Raw genomic sequence first — 24,604 nt, 5'->3', positions numbered from 1 at the left:
TCGGGTATACATCGGATGTCTGTTCGTTGCTGTTGGAGCCGTTGATTGTTGGCGGTTCGGCCGGAAGGGAAAATCCGTGCAGCTGTTGCGTCTCGGGGAGCCGGGAAGTGAGCGTCCGTTCGTACGTGCTGGAGACGGCACGCTGCGCGACCTCTCGGGGCTGACCGCCGACATCGATGGCGGCTTCTTCGCGAGTGACGGCGTCGCCAGGGTCGCGGCCGCGCTGGCCGCCGGTGAGCTGCCCGAAGCCGGCCCCGAAGCCACGCGGGCCAGGGTGGGCGCGCCGATCGCGCGGCCGGGCAAGGTCGTCTGCATCGGCCTCAACTACCGGCAGCACGCCGAGGAGTCCGGCGCCGCCGTCCCGGCCGAGCCGGTCGTCTTCATGAAGGCTTCCGACGTCGTCGTCGGCCCGGAGGACGACGTGCTCGTGCCGCGCGGTTCGACCAAGACCGACTGGGAGGTCGAGCTCGGCGTCGTCATCGGCAAGACCGCGCGCTACCTCGAAAGCGTCGAAGAAGCCCTCGAATACGTCGCCGGCTACACCGTCTCGAACGACGTTTCCGAGCGTGAGTTCCAGCTCGAACGCGGCGGCCAGTGGGACAAGGGCAAGTCGTGCGAGAACTTCAACCCGCTCGGCCCGTGGCTGGTCACCGCCGACGAGGTGACCGACCCGCAGGCCCTCGGCCTCCGGTTGTGGGTCAACGGCGAGAAGAAGCAGGACTCGTCGACGAAGGACATGATCTTCACGGTCGCCGAGATCGTGCACTACCTGAGCCGGTTCATGGTGCTGCGCCCCGGCGACCTCATCAACACCGGCACTCCGCAGGGCGTCGCCCTCGGTCAGCCGGATCCCAAGCCGTACCTGCGCGAAGGGGACGTCATCGAGCTCGAGATCGACGGCCTCGGCCGCCAGCGCCAGACCGTCAGGCAGGCGTGATGGCGAAGATCGTGGGCATGGAGGTGCTCGACGTCCGCTTCCCGACCTCTCGGGAGCTGGACGGTTCGGACGCCATGAACCCGGACCCGGACTACTCGGCCGCGTACGTCGTGCTGCACACCGACGGCGGCCCGGACGGCTACGGACTCGCCTTCACCATCGGACGCGGCAACGACGTCCAGGCCGCGGCGATCCGCGCGCTGGAATCGCACGTCGTCGGCAGGGACGTGCCCACCGGCGCCGCCGCGCTCGGCGACCTGTCGAGGGCACTGGTCGGCGACTCGCAGTTGCGGTGGCTCGGCCCGGAAAAGGGTGTCGCGCATATGGCGATCGGCGCGGTGGTCAACGCCGCCTGGGACCTCGCCGCGCGGATCGCCGGACTCCCGGTCTGGCGGTTCGCCGCCGAGATGTCGCCCGAGGATCTCGTCTCCCTCGTCGACTTCCGCTACCTGTCCGACGCGCTGACCGAGCAGGAAGCGCTCGACATCCTTCGCGCCGCCGAACCGGGCCGCGCGGAGCGGATCGCCCGGATCGAGCGTGACGGGTACCGCGCGTACAGCACTTCCCCCGGCTGGCTCGGCTACTCGGACGCGAAACTCGTCCGGCTCGCCGAACAGGCCGTCGCGGACGGCTTCGAGATGATCAAACTGAAGGTCGGCGGCAATCTCGAGGACGACGTCCGCCGGATGAAACTCGCCCGCGAGACCGTCGGCCCGGACATCCGGGTCGCCGTCGACGCGAACCAGCGCTGGGACGTTTCGACCGCGATCACCTGGATGACCGCACTGGCGCAGTACGACCCGTACTGGATCGAGGAGCCCACTTCGCCGGACGACGTGCTCGGGCACGCCGCGATCGCCAAGGCGCTCGCTCCGATCCGGGTGGCCACCGGTGAGCACGTCCAGAACCGCGTGATGTTCAAGCAGCTGCTGCAGGCGGGCGCGATCTCGGTGCTGCAGCTGGACGCCGCCAGGGTCGGCGGGTTCAACGAGAACCTGGCGATCCTGTTGCTGGCGGCCAAATTCGGTGTCCCGGTGTGCCCGCACGCCGGCGGTGTCGGGCTGTGCGAACTCGTCCGGCACCTGTCGATGTTCGACTACGTGGCCGTGTCCGCTTCCGACGTGGACCGGTCCATCGAATGGGTCGACCACCTCCACGAGCATTTCACCGACCCGGCAGCCGTGATCGACGGCCGTTACGTCGCCCCGTCCGCGCCGGGCTTCTCGGCACGGATGCACGACGCGACGCTGCGCCGGTTCACCTTCCCCGACGGTCCTGAATGGACGGAGACAAGCAAGTGAGTGAGTTCGAAGGCCTCGTCGCGGCCGTCACCGGAGGCGCGTCGGGAATCGGCAGGGCCACCGCGGATCTGCTCGCCTCACGCGGGGCGAAGGTCGCGGTGCTCGACCTGAATCCCGGCGACCTTCCCGAAGGCCTGGCCGGATTCCGCTGCGACGTCGGGTCCGACGACGAGGTCCGGTCCGCGATCGACGCGGTCGCTGAGCGCTTCGGCAGGCTCGACATCCTGGTCAACAACGCGGGGATCGGCGCTCAAGGTGACGTCACCGCCAACAGCGACGACGAATGGCACCGCGTGCTCGACATCAACGTGGTGGGCATGGTGCGGCTGGCGCGGGCGGCGTTGCCGCAGCTGAAGAACTCGCCGTCGGCCGCGATCGTCAACACCTGTTCGATCGCCGCGTGGGCGGGCCTGCCCAGCCGCGCGCTGTACTCGGCCAGCAAGGGCGCGGTGCTCTCGCTGACCCTGGCGATGGCGACCGACCACCTCGCCGACCGGATCCGGGTCAACTGCGTCTGCCCCGGCACCGCCGACACGCCGTGGGTCGGCAGGCTGCTCGACGCCGCGGGCGACCCGGAGGCCGAACGGGCCGCGCTGGCCGCCCGTCAGCCGATGGGCAGGCTGGTGACCGCGGACGAGGTCGCGAACGCGGTCGTGTACCTCGCCAGTCCGTTGTCGGCTTCGACCACCGGAACGGCGCTCGCCGTCGACGGAGGGATGTACGGGCTGCGCCCGCGCGGTCCGGTCCAGCAGTAGGTTTTTCGCTGTCATCAAGGAGGATGCGGTGCGTACGAGGGTGATCAAGGTGGCCGCCGCGGCCACCGCGCTCGGGCTGGCCCTGTCGGCCTGTGGATCCACGAAGGACAACGCGCCGAAGCCGGGGTCCGGCGGGGCGCAGGGCGGCAAGGTCGGCGCGACGATCCCGTTGCTGACCTCGCCGTTCTGGCAGGCCTACAACAACTACGTACCGCAGAAGGCCAAGGAGCAGGGCGTCGACGCGCTGCCGACGGTCAACGCGGACAGCGATCCGGCGAAGCAGATCACCGACATCAACACCCTGCTCAACCAGGGCATCAAGGGTCTCGTCGTGACGCCGCTCGACTCCGCCGCCGTCGTCGCGGGGCTCAAGGCGGCGGAGAACAAAGGTGTCCCGGTGGTGGCGGTCGACGTCGCGCCGGAGAGCGGCAAGGTCGCGATGGTGGTGCGCGCGGACAACAAGGCGTACGGCACCAAGGCCTGTGAGGCGATCGGCGCGAAGGTCACGTCGGGCAAGGTCGTGCAGGTCATGGGCGACCTGGCTTCGGTCAACGGCCGCGACCGTTCCGAGGCGTTCCGGCAGTGCATGAAGACCAAGCACCCGCAGGTCCAGGTGCTGGAGGTCGCCGCGGAGTGGAAGGCGGACAAGGCTTCGTCCGGTTTGGACAGTCTGCTGACCGCGAATCCGGACATCAAGGCCGTGTACATGCAGGCGGGCGGCGTCTATCTGGCGCCGACGCAGCAGGCGCTCAAGCGCAAGAACCTCTACTTCCCGGTCGGCGACCCGAAGCATGTCGTGCTGGTCAGCAACGACGGCATCCCGCAGGAGCTCGCCGCGATCCGCGCGGGCGAACTCGACGCGACCGTCTCCCAGCCCGCCGACGACTACGCCAAGTACGGCATGTACTGGATCAGGAAGGCGATGGCGGGGGAGACCTTCAAGGCCGGGCCGACCGATCACGGCAGCACCGTCGTCGAGGTCCGGCCGGGGATACTGGAAGACCAGCTCCCCGCGCCCGTCGTCACCAAGGACAACGTGGACGACAAGGCCCTCTGGGGGAACAACCTGTGAGCGCGCTGCCCGCCGGGTCCGCCGCCGTGCCGGTGGTCAGCGCACAGGGCGTCGGCAAACGCTACGGCCCGACCGTGGCGCTGTCCGACGTCAGCCTCACCGTGTATCCCGGCGAGTCGCACGCGCTCGTCGGCCGCAACGGTGCGGGGAAGTCGACGCTCGTCTCCATCCTCACCGGACTGTCCAAAACGGACACCGGTCACGTCGAGTTCGGTGGCGTGCCCGCGCCGCCGTTGTCCAAACAGGACGACTGGAAACGCGCGGTCGCCTGTGTCTACCAGCACGCGATGGTCGTCCCGCAGTTGACCGTCGCGGAGAACCTGTTCCTCAACCGCCAGTCCGGTAAGGGGTTCGCGATCGGCTGGCAGCGCTTGCGTCGCCAGGCCAGGGAACTGCTCGACTCGTGGGACGTCCACGTCGACGTCGACACCCCGGCCGGCGAGCTTTCGGTCGAGGACCGGCAGTTCGTCGAGATCGCGCGGGCGTTGTCCTACGGTGCCCGGTTCATCGTGCTCGACGAGCCGACGGCGCAGCTGGACAGCCAGGCGATCGAGCGGCTCTTCGCGCGGATGCGCCAGATGCAGGACAGCGGGGTGACGTTCCTGTTCATCTCGCACCACCTCCACGAGGTGTACGAGGTGTGCCAGGCGGTCACCGTGCTGCGCGACGCGAAGCACATCCTGACCGCGCCGGTTTCGGAGGTCGGCCGCGCCGAGCTGATCGACGCGATGACCGGCGAGCAGGGTGGGCTTTCCGTCCGCGACGCTTCGACGCGGGAGGCGCTGGCGCCGGACGCCGACGAGGTGCTGACCGTCGACGGGCTTTCCGGTGACGGGTTCGGCGACGTGACCTTCCGGATCCACCGCGGTGAGGTGATCGGCCTCGCGGGCAGCAACGCCAGCGGCAAGCACCAGGTCGCCGAAACCGTGTACGGGCTGCGTTCCCCGGCCTCCGGCACGATCAGGGTGGACGGGAAACCGTTGAAGCCGGGCGACATCCCGGCCGCGATCCGCGCCGGCATCGGCTGTGTGCCGAGAGACCGGCACCACGAAGGACTGGTGCTCGAACACTCGATCATGGACAACGCCACACTGTCCATTTTGGATCGCCTCGGCAAGGGCGGCCTCGCGTCACCGGGCGTCCGGTACTCGAAGGCGTCGAAGGCGCTGACGGATTACGACATCGTCGCGGCTGACGCCGATCAGCCGGTGTCCGACCTGTCCGGCGGCAACCAGCAGAAAGTCGTCCTCGCCCGTGCGCTGGCCGGGGATCCGCGCCTGGTCGTGCTGATCAACCCGACCGCGGGCGTGGACGTGAAGTCGAAGGAAGCGCTGCTCGCGGTCGTCGACCGGGTGCGGGCGGAGGGCAAGGCGGTGCTGATCGTCAGCGACGAGCTGGACGATCTCCGCCTGAGCGACCGGGTGCTGGTGCTGCGCGCCGGTGCCGTGGTCGCCGAACACCGGGCGGGCTGGTCGGACGGCGACCTGGTGGCCGACATCGAAGGAGTCGAGCGCGGATGACCGAACTGATGACGGATCCGAAATCGGCCTCGCTGGGGCCACCACCGCCGAACCGCCGGAAGTTCCGCTGGCTGCGTGAACTCGCCCTCGTGCCCGCGCTGATCGTGGTGCTGATCATCGGAGGACTGATCAGTGACACGTTCCTGACCTTCGGCAGCATCGTCGGGATCCTGTCCGCTTCGGCGGCGCTGTCGATGGTGGTGCTGGGCGAATCGCTCGTGCTGCTGACCGGGAAGTTCGACCTGTCGCTGGAATCCACCATGGGCATGGCGCCCGCGCTGGGCGCGATGCTGGTCATCCCGGTGGCGTCTTCGGGCTTCGGCACGGAGATCCCCGGCTTCGCGGGCATCCTCGCCGTGCTGGTGGCCGGTGCCGCGGTCGGCTTCGTGAACGGGTTCCTGATCGTCAAGCTGAAGCTGAACGCCTTCATCGTCACGCTGGCGATGCTGACGGTGCTGCGCGGCACGCAGATCGGCTCCACGCAAGGGAAGACGCTGTTCGACCAGCTGGACGTGTTCACCGCGCTGGCCACGACGACGTTCATCGGGCTGCCGATGTCGGTGTGGCTGGCCGCGGCGCTGTTCGCCGTGTTCGGGCTGGGGCTGCGGTATCACCGGATCGGCCGCTCGCTGTACGCCATCGGCGGCAACCGGGAAGCCGCGCGGGCCGCAGGTATCCGCGTCGACCGGATTTCCTGGGGTGTCTTCGTCGTGGCCGGTGTGCTGGCCGCGCTCGGCGGGCTCGCGTTCACCGGCTACGTCGGCGCGCTCGGCGCCGATCAGGGCGACGGATTGATCCTTCAGGTGTTCGCCGCTGCGGTGATCGGCGGTGTCTCACTCGACGGTGGGAAGGGCACTCTGGTCGGGGCGCTCACCGGCGTGCTGCTCCTGCAGACGGTCACCAACCTGCTGCAGGTCGCGCAGGTGCCGCCGGAATGGCTGAAGGCGATCTACGGCGTGATCATCCTGGTCGCGTTGATCATCTCCCGCTATGCCGGCGGGAAGGCGCAGACCTAGTACACCGATGCAATGAAGGGGCCTTTCATTGCAAATTTTGCGATGAAAGGCCCCTTCATTGCACGCCGCAAGAGCTATCGGAAGCCTCGGGAGGGTGCTGTGTCAGGAAGCTTCGGCGGCCGTGGTGGGGTCGTCGGCGGTGCCGAGAGCGTTGCGGAGCCACTGCTCCACCCCCGCCACGTGCACGGTCGCCCACGAACGCGCGAGTTCGGGTTCTCGGGCGGCGATGGCCTCGTAGATCGCCGTGTGCTGCTCGCGGGTCTTCGCGACCGCGCCCTCCTGCGTGAGGCCGCGCCAGATGCGGGCGCGCGCGGTGGGGCCGGACAGGCTGTCCAGCAGCGAGCACAGCACCGGATTACCGGAGCCGTCGGCGATCTTGCGGTGGAACTGCAGGTCGTTCGCGACCAGCGCCTCCACCGTCGGCGAGTCGGCCAGTTCGTCGAGCAGGCGGCCTAGCTCCGCGATGTCCTCGTCGTTCATATGCATCGCGGCCATCGCCGTCGCCGCCGGTTCGAGGATCCGGCGGACGGCGAGGAAGTCCAGCACGGTGTCGTCCCGGTGGAAGTCCACCACGAACGTCATCGCGTCGAGGAGGAGATTCGGTTCGAGGCTGGTGACGTACGTTCCGTCGCCCTGGCGGACGTCGAGCACGCGGATCAGGCACAACGCCTTCACCGCTTCGCGCAGCGAGCTGCGGGACAGGCCGAGCCGCTGGGCCAGTTCGGCCTCTTTCGGCAGCCTGTCGCCCGGAGCAAGCTCACCGGTGATGATCATGTCCTTGATCTTGTCGATCGCGACATCGGTGACCGGCATGTTCCACCGCCCTCCCCGAAGACCTCGGATGTTTGAGTGTCAATTGACAGAGTGCCATGTTTCGAACTGAGGAGGCGCGGTGACCCACGGTGTCGCACTACAAAGAGTGGCACTCCACACCCGGCTGAAGCCGGGCAAGGAGGCCGAATACGAGTCGGTCCACGCCGTCATCCCGCCTGAACTGGACGAAGCCCTGCGCGGTGCGGGCGTGCGTTCGTGGCGGATCTGGCGGGACGGTCTCGACCTTTTCCACGTCGTGGAGGTCGAGGACTACGCGAAGATGCGCGCGGTCCTGCGTGATCATCCGGCCAACATCCCGTGGCAGGCACGGATGGCGGAACTGCTCGACGTCGAAGACGACTACTCGGGCAACGATTCGGGCCTCGGCCTGGTGTGGGAGCTTCCGTGAAGATCCCCCTGTCCCCGCTGGGGCTCGGCTGCGCGCAGCTGGGCAACCTGTACCACGCCATCGCCGACGAGACGGCCGAAGCGACCGTCCGGCAGGCGTGGGACGAAGGCATCCGGTACTTCGACACCGCCCCGCACTACGGTCTCGGGCTGTCGGAACGGCGGCTGGGCGCGGCACTTTCGGCGTACGACCGCCCTGACTTCGTGGTGTCGACCAAGGTCGGCCGCGTGCTGGAACCCGATCCCGCCGGCGCTTCGCGCACCGACTCGCAGGGTTTCGTCGTTCCCGCCGCGTACAAACGCCGCTGGGACTTCAGCCGCGACGGGATCCTCCGGTCGCTTGAGGACAGTCTGGAGCGGCTGGGGCTCGACCGCGTCGACGTCGTCTACGTGCACGACCCGGACGAACACTTCGAGGACACCGTCGGCGGCGCGTTCCCCGCGCTGCTCGAACTGCGGGAGCAGGGTGTCGTCGACGCCATCGGGGCCGGGATGAACCAGGCGCCGATGCTCACGGAGTTCGTCCGCCGGTTCGATCTTGACGTGATCCTGCTGGCGGGCCGGTACACCCTGCTCAACCAGCCCGCGCTCGACGACCTCCTCCCGCTGTGCGCGGAACGCGGCGTGGACGTGGTGGCAGGCGGGGCGTTCAACGCCGGGATCCTCGCCACCGCGTCGCCGGGCACGATGTACGACTACGCCGAGGCGCCGGCCGAACTGGTCGAGCGCGCCCAGCGGATCGCCGACGTCTGCGCGCGGCACGGCGTCGAACTCCCGCAAGCCGCGCTGGCGTTGCCCGCGGCGCATCCGTCGGTGGTGTCCGTCGTCGTCGGCGCGCACGATCCCGGCCAGGTCCGGCTCAACGCCGAACGGTTCCGGCGTCCGGTGCCGCGCGAGTTGTGGACGGACCTGATCCGTGCGGGACTGTTGCGTGAGGACACCGTGCTGCGACAGGAGGAACGGGCGTGATCGACGCGCACCATCACCTTTGGGATCCGTCACGGCGGGACTACCCGTGGATGACCGGTTCGGCATTGGATCCGATCCGCCGTCCGTACACAGTGGACGATCTCCGCGCGGTGACCAAGGCGACCGGGGTGAAGGGGACCGTGCTGGTGCAGACGGTCTCGTCGGAAGAGGAGACGCGCGAGTTCCTCGCGGCGGCTCGGGCCGAACCGCTCATCGTGGGCGTCGTCGGCTGGACCGACCTCACCGCGCCCGCCGTCGCCGAGCGCGTGGCTTCGTTTTCGGGGCCGTTGGTGGGGATCCGGCATCAGGTGGAGGACGAGCCGGATCCGTCGTGGCTGACGCGGCCCGAGGTCCTGCGCGGTCTCGCCGCCCTCGGCGAGGCCGGGCTGGCGTACGACTTGCTGGTGAAACCACCGCAACTCCCCGCCGCGCTCGCCGCCGCGAAAGCGTTGCCGGACCAGGTTTTCGTGCTCGACCACGCCGCGAAGCCGCCGATCGCCACGGGCGAATGGCAGCCGTGGGCGGACGGTGTCGCGGCTTTGGGGGAGCTGGACAACGTGTACTGCAAGCTTTCGGGGCTGGTGACCGAGGCGGACTGGGCGCGGTGGAAGGTCGGGCAGCTGGCGCGCTGGGCCGAGCACGTTCTGGAGTCCTTCGGGGCTTCGCGGCTGATGTTCGGCTCGGACTGGCCGGTCTGCGAGCTCGCGGCCGCGTACGAAGTCGTCGTGGACACGGCGTTCTCGTTGACAGGCTCGTTGAGCGACGCCGAGCGGCTCGAGTTCTTCGACGGCACTGCGAAGCGCGCTTACCGGCTTCCCGCGGCGGGAGGGTGAGTCGCGCGCGGTCGGCCTCATCGAGTCGCGGCGTCGAGCCGCCGGGCTCGGAGAAAGAAAAGGTGGGAGGCGCGGGGTCCTGGCGCCTGAGAGCCGCCGGTCAACGATCTTCGGCAGGGGAGAAAAGCTCAGAATTCGTCCTGCTTGACCATCGTCCGCAGGCGGGCCAGTGCGCGGTGCTGCGTCACGCGCACGTTGCCGGCGGAAATCCCGAGCGCCTCGGCGGTTTCGGCGGCGGAAAGGCCGACGGCGATGCGGAGGGCGAGGATCTCCTGCTGCACCCGCGGGAGGGTGGAGAGCAGGCGGCTGAGCCGGGCACCGAGGTCCAGGTGCAGGGCGTGCGTTTCGGGTTCGTTGTCGCCGATGGGCCGTTCCGGCAGTTCCGGGACCGGTTCCGACCGGTCGCGGGAGACCGCGCGGTAGGCGTCCGCGACCTTGTTGGCGGCGATGGCGTGGACGAGGTAGAGGAACGAACCACCGCGATCCTGGTAGCCGGGCAGTGCCTTCAGCACGGCCATGCACACTTCCTGCGCGACGTCGTCCGCCGACAGGTAGGACAGGTCGCGGCCACCCATTCTGGCCCGGCAGTACCGGACCACGACCGGCCCGATCATCCGCAGCAGTGACTGGATCGCGGCGGGATTCCCGTCGCCCGCGTCCTTGACCAGAGGATCGAGATCCTCCTTCGTCAGCCGTCCGCCCGGTCGAGGCAGGTTCTCCGGAGTCGTGTATCCGGGGACCGCATCGGCGGTGACGGTTCTGGACGCGCTGGAGATTGCTTGCATGGTCGTCCTCCCCGGCCGACCCTGCGACCGTCGCAGTCGAGGGGTCAACACTCCGTAACGATTGAGGGCGGCAGATGCTCCGTAAGATCAGATCCATCTGCCGCCGTTGCGACGCAGCGTAATCGTAGGCGCCGATCGGACGGCAGTAAAGATTTCAACTAGAGATAGCCCATTCGCCGGAGTCGGCTTAATACAACCGAGACTCCGCGTCGGGAAAAGGGACTTCGGCGTCGCAGGATGTGCGCGGCGGTTAGCGCACCGCGATCAGCGCGACCGCCGTCGCTACGACGAGTGCCGATGCCGTGACAGCAAGGACTCTGTTAAGAGGTTTCGGGGTTCCCGGACGGCGCAGTGCTCGTTCACGGATCGCGCCGGCGACGACGAAGGTGATCACCATGGCGCCCGCGAACGCGACCGGGACGACCGCCGTCCCCCAGTCTCGCCGGGCGGCGGCGTGCAAGAGCAGGAGTGTGCAGGCAGTAGCCGCGAGCGCGGTCCGGCGCCAGGCCAGCCCGGTCCGTTCCGCTTGCGCTCCGTGATCGCGTTGGCTCACGAAAAGATCACCAGTGCCCCCGCCGTCAGGGTGATCGCGAGGATCCCGGCGGTCAGCAGGACCAGCATCCCGCTCTTCGGCAGCGGCCGTCCGGCGCGCATCGCGCTCTGCACCTGCCGCCAGCGTGGATACGCGCTCGCCGCGACGACGGCGGCCAGCAGGACGCACAGTCCCGCCAGGACGGTGCTCAGCGCGTTCGGATCGGGAACCAGCTGATGGACGGCGACGCCGCCGGCCAGCAGGCCCAGCGCCGTCCGGAGCCAGGCGAGGAAGGTCCGTTCGTTGGCGAGCGTGAATCGGTAATCGGGTTCGGAGCCGCCGTCGTGCGGGCCGCTGATCTCTGCCACTTGAAGGACACTAGGCGGTGTCCGGCAAGCCTGACACGGCCTAGGCGTTCCGGCGCGCGAAGACCCACCAACGAAGGACCGCGAAGCGCGCGATGCCGCCCACGACGCTGGCAGCGAGCAGGGCGCCTGTCTGTTCCAGCGCGGTCGGCTCGGTGATCACCGCGTCGAGCGACGCGAGCACGATCGAGCCGTACGCGGCGTAGAAGGCGAAGGTCACCAAGTCCTGGAAGTGCCGCTTGCCCGCGTTGCTCTTCCGGGCAGCGAAGGTGACCCTGCGGTGGAACTCGGTGTTCCCGACGGTCGTGACCGCGAGCGCGACCAGATTGGCGAACTGGGGGCCGAGGATCGGCTGCAGGACGAGGAACAGCACCGCCTGCAGGCCGGTGGCGGCGACGCCGGCGACGACGTACCAAGCGGCATGGTTGCCGAGTTCGTGATGCCGCTCCGGCGCGCGCCGGATGATCCGGTGCCCTGGCGCCCACCTGGTGGTGGTCATACCGACGACGCTACTCCTTGTTTCACAAACTTGTGAAGCTAATGAACTACCTGAGAAACTGTGATCCCCACGACAGCGCCCCTGTTTGGCCTGCGGAGACGCCGGGTAAGCCACAGGAGCCGGGTCGAGTACAGCACGTCCCGGCCGACGTCCGACCAGGAGGGAGCGGCCGATGAGCGACCGTGAGACCGCGGAGCCGGAAACGTTGGATCCCAGCGAGGCGCTCGACGAGGACGAACTCCGCGTCGACCCGCTCGAAGAGGGTGTCGAACCACCCGAGCACTGGAGCGGGGCAGACCGTTTCGGGACAACGCCCGCGGAGATCCGTGAAGGGGAGTCGCACGCCATGCGGCTGGCCGAGGAGGAGCCCGACGTCGGCGAGAAGTGATCTTCACTCAGACGGCGGGCCATGCCGACAGCCCCTAGCGTGGTCGGTCAAGTGCAAGACCGCGACGAAGGAAGGGCAGAGATGCTGACAGTCACCGAAGCCGCCGCCGAGGCGATCACCGCACTGACCGGCCAGGAGAACGGCCAGGACGGAGGCGGCCTGCGGTTCGCGATGCATTCCCAGCAGGGGGACAGTCCCCAGCTCGCGGTTTCCGTCGCCCCTGAACCGGAAACCGGAGACAAGGTCCTCGGCGCCGACGGCGGCCCGAAGGTGTTCTTGGAGCCGGAAGCGGCCGCGTTGCTCGACGACAAGGTGCTCGACGTCCAGCAGGACGAAACCGGCGAAGTCGCCTTCGCCGTACTCCCGCAGGCTCAGCCCCAGCCTGGCAGCTGAGCCCGGCGGGTTCAGGCTTGCCGAGTCGGGCAAGGCGCCTGGTCGACCTCCGACGATGATGTCGCGAAAGCCACTTTCGGGACGTCGGACGTCGCGAAAGTGGCTTTCGCGACGTCCGAATAACTGCCGCTACGCGCGTGCTTAGCCTCGGGCCCAGATGCGGACCAGCTCGCCGGCGCGTTCGCGTAGGAGTTCCGCCGCGTGCGCACGGGCGTGGTCGAGCGAAGGCGCGTGGTCGATCAGGGCGGCGCTGCCCACGACCCCGAGGCCGGCGAGCTGGCTCTGGTCCAGCTGGATCCGTCCGGCCAGCACCATCAGCGGCACCGCGTGCTCCTGTGCGCGGGCCGCGATGCCGGCCGGGGCCTTGCCATCGAGGCTCTGTTCGTCCAATGAGCCCTCGCCGGTGATGACGAGGTCGGCGCGTTCGATGGCGTCGGCGACGCCGGTGAGCCCGGCGATGAGCTGGAACCCGGATTCGACGCTCGCGCCGAGCCCCGCGATCGCGCCCGCGGCGACTCCGCCGCCCGCGCCCGCCCCGGGAAGATCGGAGACATCGGGGGTCCCGGCGTTCCGCAACGCCTGCGCCCAGCGGGACAGGGACGCGTCCAGTTGCTCGACCTCGCGCGGGCCCGCTCCCTTCTGCGGGCCGAAGATCGCGGCCGCGCCACGGGGGCCGAGCAAGGGATTCGTCACGTCGGTGGCGACGGCGACCTCGACGGAGCCGAGCCGTTCGCGCACCGGGCCGAGTTCGGCCAGTGCGACGCGGCTCAGCGTGCCGCCGCCGAGCCCGACCGGCGCGCCGAAGGCGTCGAAGACCCCGGCGCCCAGTGCCGCCAGCATTCCGGCGCCGCCGTCGGTGCTCGCCGTTCCGCCGACGGTCAGCACCAGGCGCCGCGCGCCGTTGTCGAGGGCGTGCGCGAGGAGTTCGCCGACGCCCCAGGTGTGGGCGGCCAGCGCCACTTCCGGGCTCGGCTCCACGAATTCGATACCGCACGCGCGGGCCGATTCGATGTAGGCCGTTCCGTCGAGCGTCACGTATCGCGCAGCGACGGTTTCGTCGAGCGGCCCGCGGACCGGGAGTTCCACCAGGCGGCCGCCCGCCGCGACGAGGACGTCGAGCGTTCCTTCGCCGCCGTCGGCGACGGGGCAGGAGGAGACCTCGGCCTCGGGCAGCGCGTCGCGGACGCCGTGGGCGATCGCCTCAGCGGCCTCGACCGCGGTCAAGCTTCCCTTGAACTTGTCGGGCGCGATGACCACACGAGTCATGGACGAACCTCCGTCAGCGGGTTTCCGCCGGTGAGCACCGACGCGACGTTCTCGGCCGCGAGCACGGCCATGGCGGTACGGGTCTCGACCGTCGCCGATCCCAGATGCGGCGTCAAGACGACGTTTTCACGGTTCAGCAGGCGCGGTTCGACCTCGGGTTCGGCCTCGAAAACGTCGAGGCCCGCTCCGGCGATCTCGCCTGTTTCGAGCGCGTCCGCCAGCGCGGCCTCATGGACGACGGGGCCTCGGGTGGTGTTGATCAGGTACGCGCCCGGCTTCATCGACTTCAGCGCGTCCGCGTCGATGAGGTGCCGGGTCTGCGGTGTGAGAGGGCAGTGCAGCGACACGACGTCGGAACTCCGCAGCAGGTCGCCGAAGGACATGTACTTCGCGCCCAGGGTCTTCTCGACGTCCTCGGCGGCCCGCGATCGTCCCGAGTAGACGATCCGCATGCCGAAACCGAGCGCCCGCCGCGCGACCGCCTGCCCGATCTGGCCGAGCCCGACGATCCCGAGCGTCTTGTCCTGCAGTGAGGAACCGAGCAGGAAACCCAGATGGAACGACCACGGGGTACGCGAGCGGATCAGCCTTTCGCCCTCGCCGAGCCGCCGCGTGACCGCGAGGATCAGCCCGAACGCCAGATCAGCGGTGGCATCGGTGAGCACGCCGGGGGTGTTCGTGACGGTGACCCCGCGCTCCGACAGCGCCGCGACGTCGACGTTGTCGTAGCCGACGGCCACGTTCGCCACGACCTTCAGTCCGGGGCCCGCCGCGTCGGCGACCTCGCCGTCGAGCCGGTCGTGCAGCATGCCGACGATCGCGGACGCGCCACGGACGAACTCGAGCAGTTCGTCCCGCGTCAGCGGCCGGTCGGCGCGCGACAGTTTCACCTCCCCGGCTTCGGCGAGCACTTTCAGCGCTTCGTCGGGAATCCACCGGGTCACCGCGATCTTCGAGGTCACGACGTCAGCCTAGTGTGCGACGGTTGGTATCCCAAACATGGAAATCCCCGCTATGAGGGAGGCGCTTCCCCTGCGCGGGGGAGTCGTCACCGCCGGGCACGCCGGGATGGTGATGAGTGCGGAAAGGGTCCGCGAGCAGGGGATTCCAGGGGTGGGAACATGAAACGATCACGAGAACTGGCCGCCGTCGGCGCCGCGATGGTCCTCGCCGCGACACTCGTCGCGGCAGGCCCGGTGTCCGCCGCCGAAGAGGGCAAGGGGAAACCGTCCGAACCGAGTCTGGTCGGCGCCGCGAAGATGCTTCGCAAGGACGGCCAGGACGTCCGGTTCGCCTTCGACGCGCACGGTCTCTTCCCGGACAGCAGGGGGACGTTCCGGGTGAGCCACGCGGGCGAGGGGTTTTCCGCCTACTTTCAGGGCAGGGTCGATTGCCTGGTCGTCGGCGGCCCCGTCGCCGTGGTAACCGGCATCGTCGAGGACACGGACGTGCCCGGCCTCAAGGACCGCCGGATCGGGATGACGGTGTACGACGACGGCAGGCGCGACCGGGTCGGCTACAGCTGGGGTCCTGATCCCGGGCACAAGTTTGTCGTGCCGCCCTGTCTGAGCAGTGTTCCGTTCGAGACGGTCGAGACGGGGGACTACAAGGCCGTCGAATGGTTCCCGCCCGGCAGCGGGATCAGCTGATCAGAGGAGGTCGGCCACCTTCTTCGCGGTCTCCTTCGCGGATCCCGGGATCTGGCCGGTGACGAGCCGTGTCGACGTCGGCAAGAACAGCAAGCGAAAGGTGGACCTCGAGCCGGTCCGGATCGGTGACAAGGCCGTCGCGTCCGCCGCGAGCATGGCCCGCGTCCGGCGGCAGTTGCGGCGCCTCGGCGCGGGACGGCCGACGAAGCCCGGAGTCGACCCGAAACTGGCGCTGGTCGTGGAAACGGTGCTGCGGGCCGTCGCGCTTCGCCGGTACCGCACCTGGCTGCGCGGTCGCGCAGGCTGATCCGGATTCGCCGGGTCGAAGCAGTGCCATGCCCGGCTCGCCTGTGCTATGTTCATATGCAGAACATGTGTGCGCGATACGAACAAGCGCTTCGGGCGAGCCGGGAGTGGGGATGGCTGAGCTGCTGTCGTTGAAGGAGGCCGTGGCACGGCTGGTGCACGACGGGGACACCGTCGCGCTCGAGGGCTTTACGCACCTCATCCCCGTAGCCGCCGGTCACGAGATCATCCGTCAGCGCCGCACCGGCCTGACGCTGGTCCGCATGACCCCGGACATCGTCTACGACCAGCTCATCGGCGCGGGCTGCGCGAGCAAGCTGGTCTTCTCGTGGGGCGGCAACCCTGGAGTCGGCTCGCTGCACCGGTTCCGTGACGCCGTCCAGCACTCCTGGCCGGTACCGCTGGAGATAGAGGAACACAGTCACGCGGGCATGGCGAATCGGTACGTCGCCGGCGCTTCGGGCCTGCCGTTCGCCGTCCTGCGCGGGTACACCGGCACCGATCTCGCCGCGCACACCGACACGATCAAACCCATCACCTGCCCGTTCACCGGTGAGCGGCTGGCCGCCGTGCCCGCCCTCAACCCGGACGTCACGATCGTCCACGCCCAGCGCGCGGACAGGTCCGGCAACGTCCAGATCTGGGGGATCACCGGCGTGCAGAAGGAGGCGGTGCTCGCGGCGAAGCGATCCTTGGTCACCGTCGAGGAGATCGTGGACGAGCTGGAGCCCCGGCCGGGCGCGATCGTGCTGCCGTCGTGGGCCGTCACCGCCGTGGCCGAGGTGCCCGGCGGCGCGAGGCCGTCGTACGCGGCGGGCTACTACGAGCGGGACAACGACGCCTACCAGGCATGGGACGCGATCGGCCGGGACAGGGAGAGCTTCACCCGCTGGCTCGACGAGCTGACGGGAGTGAAGGCATGACCGAGTACACCTCAGACGAGATGATGAGCGTCGCCGCCGCTCGCGCGCTCGGCGACGGGATGTCCTGTTTCGTGGGCATCGGCCTGCCGAGCACGGCCGCCAACCTGGCCCGCCGCGGGCACGCGCCGAACCTGACGCTCATCTACGAATCCGGTTGCCTCGGCGCCAAGCCGAGCAGGCTCCCGTTGTCCATCGGCGACGGCGAACTGGCCGACACCGCGGACGCGGTGGTCAGCGTTCCCGAGGTCTTCAACTACTGGCTCCAGCCGGGCCGGATCGACGTCGGCTTCCTCGGCGCCGCCCAGCTGGACAAGTTCGGCAACATCAACACCACCGTCATCGGCCCCGACTACGCCAACCCCAAGGTGCGTCTCCCCGGCGCGGGCGGCGCGCCGGAGATCGCCGCTTCCTGCCGCGAGGTGTTCGTGGTGCTCCGGCAGAGCACCCGCACCTTCGTCGAGAAGGTCGACTTCGTGACCTCGTTCGGCCACGGCACCGGCAAGGGCGACCGCGAGCGCCTCGGCCTCCCCGGCGCCGGGCCGACGCTGGTGGTCACCGACCTCGGCCTGCTGCGGCCCGACCCGGAGACCGCCGAGCTCACCCTCACCGAAGTGCACCCCGGCGTCGAGGTCGATCAGGTCGTCGAGGCGACCGGGTGGAAACTGAAGGTGTCCGGCGACCTGGCGACCAGTCCGGCGCCGACCGAGGCACAACTCCGCATCCTCCGAGACCTCACAAGGGCGAGCGCATGACCGACGTCTTCCTGTTCGACGCCATCCGTACCCCGTTCGGCAAATACGGCGGCGCCCTGTCCCGGGTTCGCCCGGACGACCTCGCCGCCACCGTGCTGCGGGCGCTGGCCGAGCGCAACGACCTCGACCCGGCCACCGTCGACGAGGTCGTGCTCGGCGACGCCAACGGCGCCGGCGAGGACAACCGCAACGTCGCGCGGATGGCGGCACTGCTCGCGGGCTGGCCGACGAGCGTGCCCGGTGCCACGGTCAACCGCCTGTGCGGATCCGGTCTTGACGCCGTCATGCAGGCCAGCCGGTCGGTCCAGGTCGGCGACGCGTCGCTCGCCGTCGCGGGCGGGGTCGAGTCGATGAGCCGCTCGCCGCTGGTCATGCAGAAACCGGAGAAGGCCTTCCCGGCGGGCAACCAGACGCTGCACTCCACCGCGCTGGGCTGGCGCATGGTCAACCCGAAGATGCCCGAGCAGTGGACGGTCTCGCTCGGCGAGTCCACCGAACAGCTCGCCGAGCGCTACGGCATCGGCCGCGACGAGCAGGACGCGTTCGCCGTCCGCAGTCACGTCAACGCCGCCCGCGCCTGGGACGAGGGGTTCTACGACGACCACGTCGTCCCCGTCGAGGGTGTCGAACTCACCCGCGACGAAGGCATCCGGCCGGAATCCAGTCCGGAGAAGCTCGCGAAGCTCAAGCCCGTCTTCCGTCCACAAGGGACGGTCACGGCCGCGAACGCGTCGCCGCTGAACGACGGCGCCTCCGCGCTGCTGCTCGGTGACGCGGCGGCAGGGAAACGGCTCGGCAAGGCGCCGCTGGCCCGGATCGCCGGCCGTGGCGCGGCGGGCGTAGACCCCGACGTCTTCGGCATCGGCCCGGTGCGCGCAGCCGAGATCGCACTGGAACGGGCCGGGATCGGCTGGGAAGACCTGGCGGCGGTCGAACTGAACGAGGCCTTCGCCGCGCAGTCGCTGGCCTGCCTGCGGGACTGGTCGAAGCTAGACCCGGAGATCGTCAACGTGAACGGCGGCGCGATCGCGATCGGGCATCCGCTGGGCGCCTCCGGCGGTCGCATCCTCGGCACCCTGGCCCATCACCTGCGCCGCACCGGTGGCCGGTGGGGGCTGGCGGCCATCTGCATCGGCGTCGGCCAGGGGCTGGCCGTCGTCCTCGAAGCCCAGTGATCCACTGACCCGCGCTGGAGGGAACAGCTATGTCCGCACCCGCAGAACTGAGGCTCCCGCGCTACCGGCGCGATCCGGAGGGCACTCATCCGCCGCTCGACCACGCCGATTACCGGTCGACGGCGTTGCGGCACCCCAAACAACCGCTGATCGTGCTCCCGCATCTGCTGACCGAGGTCACCGGACCGGCGCTGGGGCAGGGGCGGATCGGCGAGTTCGACAACGACCTCACCAAGGGGCACGCGGGGGAGCCGCAGGGCCAGCGCATCATCGTCACCGGGCGGCTGCTCGACGGCGACGGGCGGCCGATCCGGGATTCGCTCGTGGAGATCTGGCAGGCGAACGCGGGCGGCCGGTACCGGCACACCGGCGACCGCTGGCCGTCGCCGCTCGACCCGAACTTCGACGGCGCGGGCCGGACGCTCACCGACTCCGAAGGGCGCTACACGTTCACCACCATCAAACCGGGCGCGTACCCGTGGAAGAACCACGACAACGCCTGGCGGCCGGCGCACATCCACTTCTCCGTGTTCGGCACCGCGTTCACCCAGCGGCTGGTCACCCAGATGTACTTCCCGGAAGACCCGCTGTTCTCGCAGGATCCGATCTTCAACTCCATCCCGGACGAGAAGGCGCGGCAGCGGATGATCGCCCGCTTCGACCTCGACCGCACGGAAGCCGAGTGGGCGCTGGCCTTCCAGTTCGACATCGTCGTGCGCGGCCGCGAGGCTTCGGTCTTCGAAGACGAGGAGGACGAGCACTGATGCCGGAGACGACGCCTTCCCAGACCGTCGGCCCGTACCTGTCCATCGGCCTGCCCTGGCCGGACGGGCCGGACGTCGTCCCCGCGGACGAACCGGCCGCGATCCGCATCCACGGCCGTGTCCTCGACGGTGCGGGCGAACCGGTCCCGGACGCGATGATCGAGACGTGGCAGGCCGACGCCGACGGCCGGTTCGACCACCCCGACGACCCGCGCGGGGCGGTCGCGAGCGGGTTCCGGGGTTTCGGGCGCTGTCCCACCGATCCCGGCGGCAACTACGAGATCCGGACGATCATGCCCGGTCCGCTGCCCGGTCCGGCGGGCAGCACGCAGTCGCCGCACATCGACGTCTCGGTGCTCGCACGAGGACTCCTGCACCGGGTGGTCACCCGGATCTACTTCGAGGACAACGACAACTCCGGGGATCCGGTGCTGGCCTCGGTCCCGGAAGCCCGCCAGAGCACCTTGGTCGCCACCAAGACCGGCGACGGCTACCGGTTCGACATCCGGTTGCAGGGCGAGGGGGAGACGGTGTTCTTCGATGTCTGAGCCGGTGAAAGTCCACAGCGTTGCGGAAGGGCCCGCGGACGGCCCTGTCGTGGTGTTCAGCGGATCGCTCGGCAGCGACCACCGCATGTGGGAACCGCAGGTGAAACCGTTGGTGGAGCAGGGTTTCCGAGTGATCCGCTACGACACCCGCGGGCACGGAGCCTCCCCGGTCCCGCCGGGGCCGTACACGCTCGCGGATCTCGGTGGTGATCTGCTCGCGCTGCTCGACGAGCACGATGCCGAGCGCGCCCACGTCGTCGGTCTCTCACTCGGCGGGATGACCGGGATGTGGTTGGGCGTGAACAAGCCGGACCGGATCCGAAGCCTCGTGCTGTGCTGCACGTCCGCGAAGCTCGGGCCGCCGAGCATGTGGGCGGACAGGGCGAAGAAGGTCCGGGAGAACGGCACCGCCGCGATCGCCGAGGCCGGGGTCGGCCGCTGGCTGACCGCCGGTCACACCGCCGCCCACCCCGAGCAGGCCGGATATCTGCGCGAGATGATCGCGAGCGTTCCCGCCGAGGGATACGCGGCGTCCTGTGAGGCCATCGAACGGATGGACCTCGTCGACGAACTACCCAAGATCGCGGCGCGGACCCTGGTCGTCGCCGGGGCCGAGGATCCGGCCACCCCGGTCGAGCACGCCCAGGTGATCGCGGATGGCATCCCGGACGCGCGGCTGGAGGTCGTCGAAGGCGCCGCGCATCTGGGGAGTTTCGAACAGCCGGAGCGGTTCACCGCGTTGATCCTCGAACACCTGGAGGCCGCCCGATGACCGACGACACCTACGAGACCGGTATGAAGGTGCGCCGCGAAGTCCTCGGGGACGCGCACGTCGACCGGGCGGTCGCCCGCACCACCGAGTTCAGCCGCCCGTTCCAGGACTACATCACCAAGGGTGCCTGGGGATCGGTCTGGTCGCGTGACGGGCTCGACCGCAAGACCCGCAGCTGCGTCACCCTGGCCGCGCTCACCGCGCTGCACGCCCACGACGAGCTCGCGATGCACGTCCGTGCCGCTGTCCACAATGGACTTACCGCGCAGGAGATCTCCGAGGTCCTGCTCCACACCGCCGTCTACACGGGTGCCCCGGCCGCCAACACCGCGTTCGCCGTCGCCCAGCGGGTACTGGCCGAACTCGGTGAGCCTGCCGCCCAGGAAGAAGGTGAAGGCTAAGGCGTGCCCGGCAAAGTCTGTTCGCGGTCTCCGTGCCCAGGCAGCCCCTGACGGAACGTGGCGGCCTGGATCACGAAGCCCATCGAACAGACTTGCCAGATACGCCTTAGGGTTCTCATATGGACGAAGGCGAGGTCACCGAGCGCGGAGCGCATCATGTCCAGTCGCTCGAGCGCGGGCTGGCGGTGATCAAGGCGTTCAACGCGGACGCGGCGGAACTCACGCTGAGCGACGTCGCCCGGTCCACCGGGCTGACCAGGGCGGCCGCCCGCCGGTTCCTGCTCACCCTCGTCGACCTCGGGTACGTGCGCACCGACGGCAAGTACTTCTCGCTGACCGCGCGGGTCCTCGAACTCGGCTACTCGTATCTGTCGAGCCTGTCGCTGCCGGAGGTCGCCCAGCCGCATCTGGAACGGCTCTCCGCCGAGGTGCACGAGTCGAGTTCGGTCTCCGTGCTCGAAGGCATGGACATCGTGTACGTCGCACGCGTAGCCGTTTCGCGGATCATGACCGTGAGCATCAACGTCGGCACCCGCTTCCCGGCCCACGCGACCTCGATGGGACACGTACTGCTGGCCGGCCTCGATGACGCCGACCTGCGGGACTACCTCGCCGGGGCGAAGCTCGACAAGCTCACCGTGCGCACCAAAAGCCGGCCGGAGGAACTGCTCGCCGAGCTGGTCAGGGTCTATGAGCAGGGCTACGCGATGGTCGACCAGGAACTCGAAGAGGGCCTCCGCTCGATCGCCGCGCCGATCCGCGACCGGCAGGGCAAGGTCGTGGCCGCGGTCAACCTCTCCACGCACGCCAGCCGCACCACACGCGAGTCGGTCGAACAGGAACTGCTGCCGCCCCTGCTCGCGGCGGCGCGCGCCATCGAGACCGACCTGGCGTCGGCGCCGCCGACCAGAGCGCGGCATGGCTGAGCTCGCCGGGTTGCTGCTCGCGGCGGGGGCCGGGCGCCGCTTCGGCGGGCCGAAGGCGCTGGCCGTCCTCGACGGCGAGCCGTTCGTCGTCCGGGCGCTGCGGGTGCTCACCGACGCGGGCTGCGCGCCGGTCCGGGTGGTGCTGGGTGCCTCGGCCGCGGAGGTCCGCGCGCTCTTGCCCGCTCCCGAAGCCGCCGTTGTGGCCGACGACTGGGAATCCGGAATGGGTGCGTCACTGCGGGCGGGTCTGAGCGCGCTCACCGGAACCGACGTCGAAGCCGTTGTCGTGCATCTCGTGGATCTGCCCGGGGTCGGCGCCGACGTGGTCCGCCGGGTCGCCGCCGGGGCGGGTGAGGACACGGTCGCGCGTGCCGCCTACGAAGGCGTTCCCGGTCATCCTGTCGTGCTCGGCCGCTGCTGGTGGCCGGAGATCGTGGCGAGCGCTTCCGGGGACAGGGGCGCCCGAGACTGGCTGAAGGGACGTCAGGACCTGCGGCTCGTCGAATGCGGCGACCTCGGCACCGGCCACGACGTGGACCGCCGCGAGGATCTTTCAGGCTGATCTCCGGCTCGGCGAGGCTTACGATCGGCAAGTGACCGTCGAATCGCCCGAGAAACTGGCCGAAGCCCTCGAATCGGTCGGCTATCTCGCCGACGACGGCATCGCCACAGCCGGATTCCTCGCCGTGGCACTCGGCCGCCCGCTGTTCTGCGAGGGCGAGCCGGGTACCGGCAAGACCTCGCTCGCCTTGGGGCTGGCCGAAGCGCTCGGCGTGCCGCTCATCCGGCTCCAGTGTCACGAGGGGATCGATGCGGCGCAGGCGCTGTACGAATGGGACTTTCCCCGTCAGCTGCTGCATTTGCGGGCACTGGAAGCCTCCGGTGACGGCGGCCTCGACGTCGAGGCCGCCGAACAGTCCCTCTACACCGAACGTTTCCTGCTGGCCCGGCCGCTGCTGAAGGCGTTGCAGACCGCGCCGTGTGTGCTGCTGGTCGACGAGATCGACCGGGCGGACGACGAGTTCGAAGCCTTCCTGCTGCAACTCCTCGACGAGAACGCGGTGACGATCCCCGAGTTCGGCGAGGTGCGTGCCGAACATCCGCCGCTCGTGGTGCTCACCTCCAATCGGACGCGGGAGGTGCACGACGCGCTGAAGCGCCGCTGTCTCTATCACTGGCTCGAACATCCGGGCCTCGGCCGTGAGATCGAGATCCTGCGCCGCAAGATCCCGGGCCTCGGCGAAGCGCTCGCCGCGCAGGTCGCGACGGCGGTACAGCGGCTCCGGGCGATGGAGTTGCTGAAGCCGCCCGGCGTGGCGGAATCGCTCGACTGGGCTCAGGCGCTCCTCGCCCTCGGAATGTCCGAATTGGACGCCGCGGCCGCCGCGCGGACGCTCGGCTCGGTGCTCAAGTACAGCGAAGACCTCACCCGTGTCCGGGCCAAGCTGGACAACCTGCTCGCCTGAGCGTCAGCGGCGCCGCAGCGAAGCGTCGAGCAGGGAAGGCGGGGTGTCGTGCTTCTCCTCCGGGGCGAGATCGGTGCCAGGGGCGACGATCTCGTCGATCGCGTCGAGGACGTCGGCGGAAAGCACCGTGTCCGCGGCGGCGAGCTGAGACTCCAGGTGCTCCAGTGTGCGGGGCCCGATGAGCGCGCTGGTCACGCCCGGATGCGCGACGACGAAGCCGAGCGCGAGCTGGATGAGGCTCAACCCTGCCTGGTCGGCCACCTTGACCAGCCGCTCGACGGCTTCCAGCCGGACCCGGTTGCCGGGCCGGGACAGATCGAAACGTTGCGGCAGCACCGCGGAACGGTTCGTGCTGATCTCGCGGCCTTCCCGGACCGCACCGGACAGCCAGCCGGACGCCAGCGGGCTCCACGCCAGCACCCCCATCCCGTATTCCTCGGTCACGGGCAGCACATGGGTTTCGATTCCGCGCTGCAGGATCGAATAGCCGGGCTGTTCGGTGACGTACCGGCTCAGCCGGTGTTCGCGTGCGGCCCACTGGGCCTGCACGATGCGGTACGCCGGGAACGTCGACGAACCGAAGTAGCGGATCTTCCCCGCGCGCTGCAGATCGGTCAGCGCCGAGAGCGTCTCCTCGTCGCCGGTCTTCGGATCCCAGCGGTGGATCTGGTAGAGATCGACGTGGTCGACATCGAGGCGACGCAGGCTGTTGTCCAGTTCGGTGACCAGCCAGCGGCGTGAAGCACCCTGATGGTTGCGCTCGTCGCCCATCGGCATGCTCGCCTTCGTGGCCAGCACGACGTCTTCGCGGCGGCCCGCGATGGCCTTCCCGACCATCTTCTCCGACTCGCCGTCGCTGTACATGTCGGCGGTGTCGACGAGGTTGATCCCGGCCGCCAGCGCGGTGTCGACGAGGGCGGTGGCCTCGTCCTGGGTGGTGCGCCCGATCGCGCCGAAGTTCATCGCGCCCAGCGCGAGGGTGCTGACCTGCACACCGGTCCTGCCCAAGGTGCGGTACTGCATGACGGTGTCCTCCATGGCAAGATGAGCAAGCGGAACCTTGCTCCGCT

General features: G+C 69.4%; 30 protein-coding genes and 1 pseudogene. 23 read left to right on the top strand and 8 right to left on the bottom strand.

The genetic code is table 11. The annotated features are described in order from the left end of the window. The first annotated feature begins 76 nt into the window (after nt 1-76). From DL991_RS24160 to DL991_RS24135, 6 genes are read left to right on the top strand one after another with little or no spacing between them, the layout of a single operon-like run. Nucleotides 77-937: a fumarylacetoacetate hydrolase family protein gene (locus DL991_RS24160; protein WP_125786617.1), complete on the top strand. Its 861-nt coding sequence runs from the start codon at nt 77-79 to the stop codon at nt 935-937. Further along, on the top strand, nt 937-2,238 hold the full coding sequence (locus tag DL991_RS24155) for an enolase C-terminal domain-like protein (RefSeq protein WP_125786616.1): 1,302 nt from the start codon (nt 937-939) through the stop codon (nt 2,236-2,238). Before DL991_RS24160 ends, DL991_RS24155 begins: the two co-directional genes overlap by 1 nt. Continuing rightward, a complete protein-coding gene (locus DL991_RS24150; RefSeq protein WP_125786615.1) occupies nt 2,235-2,993 on the top strand; it encodes an SDR family NAD(P)-dependent oxidoreductase in 759 nt (252 codons plus the stop codon). The genes DL991_RS24155 and DL991_RS24150 overlap by 4 nt, the downstream gene beginning before the upstream one ends. Nucleotides 2,994-3,021: 28 nt before the next feature. Continuing rightward, nucleotides 3,022-4,065 carry a sugar ABC transporter substrate-binding protein gene (locus DL991_RS24145; protein ID WP_233598956.1) on the top strand — a complete coding sequence of 348 codons (1,044 nt, stop codon included), beginning with the start codon at nt 3,022-3,024 and terminating at the stop codon, nt 4,063-4,065. Then, on the top strand, nt 4,062-5,585 hold the full coding sequence (locus tag DL991_RS24140; RefSeq protein ID WP_125786614.1) for a sugar ABC transporter ATP-binding protein: 1,524 nt from the start codon (nt 4,062-4,064) through the stop codon (nt 5,583-5,585). The genes DL991_RS24145 and DL991_RS24140 overlap by 4 nt, the downstream gene beginning before the upstream one ends. Continuing rightward, entirely contained in the window at nt 5,582-6,601 is a 1,020-nt protein-coding gene (locus tag DL991_RS24135; protein ID WP_125786613.1) for an ABC transporter permease, read from the top strand. The genes DL991_RS24140 and DL991_RS24135 overlap by 4 nt, the downstream gene beginning before the upstream one ends. 102 nt (nt 6,602-6,703) lie before the next feature. Here the strand turns inward: DL991_RS24135 and DL991_RS24130 are convergent, their stop codons facing one another. Further along, nucleotides 6,704-7,414, bottom strand: coding sequence for a FadR/GntR family transcriptional regulator (locus DL991_RS24130; protein ID WP_125786612.1), 711 nt, complete (start codon nt 7,412-7,414; stop codon nt 6,704-6,706). A gap of 106 nt (nt 7,415-7,520) precedes the next feature. Here DL991_RS24130 and DL991_RS24125 point away from each other — a divergent pair, with 106 nt between their 5' ends. From DL991_RS24125 to DL991_RS24115, 3 genes are read left to right on the top strand one after another with little or no spacing between them, the layout of a single operon-like run. Next, complete coding sequence (locus DL991_RS24125) at nt 7,521-7,823, top strand: L-rhamnose mutarotase (RefSeq protein ID WP_125786611.1); 303 nt, start codon at nt 7,521-7,523, stop codon at nt 7,821-7,823. Then, nucleotides 7,820-8,791: an aldo/keto reductase gene (locus DL991_RS24120; RefSeq protein WP_125786610.1), complete on the top strand. Its 972-nt coding sequence runs from the start codon at nt 7,820-7,822 to the stop codon at nt 8,789-8,791. Before DL991_RS24125 ends, DL991_RS24120 begins: the two co-directional genes overlap by 4 nt. Continuing rightward, nucleotides 8,788-9,624: an amidohydrolase gene (locus DL991_RS24115; protein WP_125786609.1), complete on the top strand. Its 837-nt coding sequence runs from the start codon at nt 8,788-8,790 to the stop codon at nt 9,622-9,624. Before DL991_RS24120 ends, DL991_RS24115 begins: the two co-directional genes overlap by 4 nt. A gap of 128 nt (nt 9,625-9,752) precedes the next feature. Here DL991_RS24115 and shbA read toward each other — a convergent pair whose 3' ends face one another. The 4 genes from shbA to DL991_RS24095 form a co-directional block, all read right to left on the bottom strand. Next, nucleotides 9,753-10,409, bottom strand: coding sequence for an RNA polymerase sigma factor ShbA (gene shbA / locus DL991_RS24110; protein ID WP_233598954.1), 657 nt, complete (start codon nt 10,407-10,409; stop codon nt 9,753-9,755). Nucleotides 10,410-10,659: 250 nt separating this feature from the next. Beyond that, on the bottom strand, nt 10,660-10,962 hold the full coding sequence (locus DL991_RS24105; RefSeq protein ID WP_125786608.1) for a DUF202 domain-containing protein: 303 nt from the start codon (nt 10,960-10,962) through the stop codon (nt 10,660-10,662). Further along, complete coding sequence (locus tag DL991_RS24100) at nt 10,959-11,309, bottom strand: YidH family protein (RefSeq protein ID WP_125786607.1); 351 nt, start codon at nt 11,307-11,309, stop codon at nt 10,959-10,961. Before DL991_RS24100 ends, DL991_RS24105 begins: the two co-directional genes overlap by 4 nt. A 40-nt stretch (nt 11,310-11,349) precedes the next feature. Continuing rightward, nucleotides 11,350-11,805 (bottom strand): GtrA family protein, encoded by a 456-nt coding sequence (locus DL991_RS24095; protein ID WP_125786606.1) that lies wholly within the window; start codon nt 11,803-11,805, stop codon nt 11,350-11,352. A 172-nt stretch (nt 11,806-11,977) separates the two neighbouring features. Between DL991_RS24095 and DL991_RS24090 the strand changes: the two are divergent. Together DL991_RS24090 and DL991_RS24085 are read left to right on the top strand one after the other, a co-directional pair. After that, nucleotides 11,978-12,178: pseudogene (locus DL991_RS24090) on the top strand (hypothetical protein); the annotation flags it as partial. 96 nt (nt 12,179-12,274) lie between these two features. Next, nucleotides 12,275-12,586 carry an iron-sulfur cluster biosynthesis protein gene (locus DL991_RS24085; RefSeq protein WP_125786605.1) on the top strand — a complete coding sequence of 104 codons (312 nt, stop codon included), beginning with the start codon at nt 12,275-12,277 and terminating at the stop codon, nt 12,584-12,586. A gap of 141 nt (nt 12,587-12,727) precedes the next feature. Here the strand turns inward: DL991_RS24085 and DL991_RS24080 are convergent, their stop codons facing one another. Next, nucleotides 12,728-13,852 carry a glycerate kinase gene (locus tag DL991_RS24080; protein ID WP_125786604.1) on the bottom strand — a complete coding sequence of 375 codons (1,125 nt, stop codon included), beginning with the start codon at nt 13,850-13,852 and terminating at the stop codon, nt 12,728-12,730. Further along, nucleotides 13,849-14,814 (bottom strand): D-glycerate dehydrogenase, encoded by a 966-nt coding sequence (locus DL991_RS24075; protein WP_125786603.1) that lies wholly within the window; start codon nt 14,812-14,814, stop codon nt 13,849-13,851. Before DL991_RS24075 ends, DL991_RS24080 begins: the two co-directional genes overlap by 4 nt. 159 nt (nt 14,815-14,973) lie before the next feature. Here DL991_RS24075 and DL991_RS24070 point away from each other — a divergent pair, with 159 nt between their 5' ends. The 12 genes from DL991_RS24070 (at nt 14,974) to DL991_RS24015 (ending at nt 23,534) form a co-directional block, all read left to right on the top strand. Then, nucleotides 14,974-15,501, top strand: coding sequence for a hypothetical protein (locus DL991_RS24070; protein ID WP_125786602.1), 528 nt, complete (start codon nt 14,974-14,976; stop codon nt 15,499-15,501). A 58-nt stretch (nt 15,502-15,559) separates the two neighbouring features. Beyond that, nucleotides 15,560-15,808 carry a hypothetical protein gene (locus DL991_RS24065; protein ID WP_199746413.1) on the top strand — a complete coding sequence of 83 codons (249 nt, stop codon included), beginning with the start codon at nt 15,560-15,562 and terminating at the stop codon, nt 15,806-15,808. Nucleotides 15,809-15,920: 112 nt separating this feature from the next. Then, nucleotides 15,921-16,730 carry a CoA transferase subunit A gene (locus DL991_RS24060; protein ID WP_125786601.1) on the top strand — a complete coding sequence of 270 codons (810 nt, stop codon included), beginning with the start codon at nt 15,921-15,923 and terminating at the stop codon, nt 16,728-16,730. Next, nucleotides 16,727-17,482: a CoA-transferase subunit beta gene (locus DL991_RS24055; protein ID WP_125786600.1), complete on the top strand. Its 756-nt coding sequence runs from the start codon at nt 16,727-16,729 to the stop codon at nt 17,480-17,482. Before DL991_RS24060 ends, DL991_RS24055 begins: the two co-directional genes overlap by 4 nt. Further along, nucleotides 17,479-18,657 carry a thiolase family protein gene (locus tag DL991_RS24050; protein ID WP_125786599.1) on the top strand — a complete coding sequence of 393 codons (1,179 nt, stop codon included), beginning with the start codon at nt 17,479-17,481 and terminating at the stop codon, nt 18,655-18,657. The genes DL991_RS24055 and DL991_RS24050 overlap by 4 nt, the downstream gene beginning before the upstream one ends. 29 nt (nt 18,658-18,686) lie before the next feature. Next, a complete protein-coding gene (gene pcaH / locus DL991_RS24045) occupies nt 18,687-19,421 on the top strand; it encodes a protocatechuate 3,4-dioxygenase subunit beta (RefSeq protein WP_125786598.1) in 735 nt (244 codons plus the stop codon). Beyond that, a complete protein-coding gene (pcaG, locus tag DL991_RS24040; RefSeq protein ID WP_125786597.1) occupies nt 19,421-19,969 on the top strand; it encodes a protocatechuate 3,4-dioxygenase subunit alpha in 549 nt (182 codons plus the stop codon). Before pcaH ends, pcaG begins: the two co-directional genes overlap by 1 nt. Then, nucleotides 19,962-20,741, top strand: a complete 780-nt coding sequence (gene pcaD / locus DL991_RS24035; protein ID WP_125786596.1) for a 3-oxoadipate enol-lactonase — start codon at nt 19,962-19,964, stop codon at nt 20,739-20,741. The genes pcaG and pcaD overlap by 8 nt, the downstream gene beginning before the upstream one ends. Continuing rightward, on the top strand, nt 20,738-21,142 hold the full coding sequence (gene pcaC, locus DL991_RS24030) for a 4-carboxymuconolactone decarboxylase (RefSeq protein WP_125786595.1): 405 nt from the start codon (nt 20,738-20,740) through the stop codon (nt 21,140-21,142). Before pcaD ends, pcaC begins: the two co-directional genes overlap by 4 nt. A 119-nt stretch (nt 21,143-21,261) precedes the next feature. Beyond that, complete coding sequence (locus tag DL991_RS24025; protein ID WP_125786594.1) at nt 21,262-22,068, top strand: IclR family transcriptional regulator C-terminal domain-containing protein; 807 nt, start codon at nt 21,262-21,264, stop codon at nt 22,066-22,068. After that, nucleotides 22,061-22,630, top strand: a complete 570-nt coding sequence (locus tag DL991_RS24020) for an NTP transferase domain-containing protein (protein WP_125786593.1) — start codon at nt 22,061-22,063, stop codon at nt 22,628-22,630. The genes DL991_RS24025 and DL991_RS24020 overlap by 8 nt, the downstream gene beginning before the upstream one ends. Nucleotides 22,631-22,661: 31 nt before the next feature. Next, nucleotides 22,662-23,534: a MoxR family ATPase gene (locus tag DL991_RS24015; RefSeq protein WP_125786592.1), complete on the top strand. Its 873-nt coding sequence runs from the start codon at nt 22,662-22,664 to the stop codon at nt 23,532-23,534. Between the two features lie 3 nt (nt 23,535-23,537). Here DL991_RS24015 and DL991_RS24010 read toward each other — a convergent pair whose 3' ends face one another. Beyond that, entirely contained in the window at nt 23,538-24,557 is a 1,020-nt protein-coding gene (locus DL991_RS24010; RefSeq protein WP_125786939.1) for an aldo/keto reductase, read from the bottom strand. Nucleotides 24,558-24,604 lie beyond the last annotated feature (47 nt).

Source organism: Amycolatopsis sp. WAC 01375 (assembly GCF_003947325.1).
Taxonomy (GTDB): domain Bacteria; phylum Actinomycetota; class Actinomycetes; order Mycobacteriales; family Pseudonocardiaceae; genus Amycolatopsis.
The sequence above is the reverse complement of the archived record's forward strand: the minus strand, read 5'-3'. Positions and strand labels throughout refer to the sequence as shown.

Excerpts from the sequence above, each read along its gene's own strand:
- DL991_RS24060 (WP_125786601.1), top strand. The coding sequence starts at position 15,921 with ATGGCTGAGCTGCTGTCGTTGAAGGAGGCCGTGGCACGGCTGGTGCAC.
- DL991_RS24055 (WP_125786600.1), top strand. The coding sequence starts at position 16,727 with ATGACCGAGTACACCTCAGACGAGATGATGAGCGTCGCCGCCGCTCGC.
- DL991_RS24095 (WP_125786606.1), bottom strand. The coding sequence starts at position 11,805 with ATGACCACCACCAGGTGGGCGCCAGGGCACCGGATCATCCGGCGCGCG.
- DL991_RS24020 (WP_125786593.1), top strand. The coding sequence starts at position 22,061 with ATGGCTGAGCTCGCCGGGTTGCTGCTCGCGGCGGGGGCCGGGCGCCGC.
- DL991_RS24155 (WP_125786616.1), top strand. The coding sequence starts at position 937 with ATGGCGAAGATCGTGGGCATGGAGGTGCTCGACGTCCGCTTCCCGACC.
- DL991_RS24025 (WP_125786594.1), top strand. The coding sequence starts at position 21,262 with ATGGACGAAGGCGAGGTCACCGAGCGCGGAGCGCATCATGTCCAGTCG.
- DL991_RS24050 (WP_125786599.1), top strand. The coding sequence starts at position 17,479 with ATGACCGACGTCTTCCTGTTCGACGCCATCCGTACCCCGTTCGGCAAA.
- pcaD (WP_125786596.1), top strand. The coding sequence starts at position 19,962 with ATGTCTGAGCCGGTGAAAGTCCACAGCGTTGCGGAAGGGCCCGCGGAC.
- DL991_RS24085 (WP_125786605.1), top strand. The coding sequence starts at position 12,275 with ATGCTGACAGTCACCGAAGCCGCCGCCGAGGCGATCACCGCACTGACC.
- DL991_RS24130 (WP_125786612.1), bottom strand. The coding sequence starts at position 7,414 with ATGCCGGTCACCGATGTCGCGATCGACAAGATCAAGGACATGATCATC.
- DL991_RS24135 (WP_125786613.1), top strand. The coding sequence starts at position 5,582 with ATGACCGAACTGATGACGGATCCGAAATCGGCCTCGCTGGGGCCACCA.
- DL991_RS24010 (WP_125786939.1), bottom strand. The coding sequence starts at position 24,557 with ATGCAGTACCGCACCTTGGGCAGGACCGGTGTGCAGGTCAGCACCCTC.
- pcaH (WP_125786598.1), top strand. The coding sequence starts at position 18,687 with ATGTCCGCACCCGCAGAACTGAGGCTCCCGCGCTACCGGCGCGATCCG.
- DL991_RS24080 (WP_125786604.1), bottom strand. The coding sequence starts at position 13,852 with ATGACTCGTGTGGTCATCGCGCCCGACAAGTTCAAGGGAAGCTTGACC.
- DL991_RS24070 (WP_125786602.1), top strand. The coding sequence starts at position 14,974 with ATGAAACGATCACGAGAACTGGCCGCCGTCGGCGCCGCGATGGTCCTC.
- pcaG (WP_125786597.1), top strand. The coding sequence starts at position 19,421 with ATGCCGGAGACGACGCCTTCCCAGACCGTCGGCCCGTACCTGTCCATC.
- pcaC (WP_125786595.1), top strand. The coding sequence starts at position 20,738 with ATGACCGACGACACCTACGAGACCGGTATGAAGGTGCGCCGCGAAGTC.
- shbA (WP_233598954.1), bottom strand. The coding sequence starts at position 10,409 with ATGCAAGCAATCTCCAGCGCGTCCAGAACCGTCACCGCCGATGCGGTC.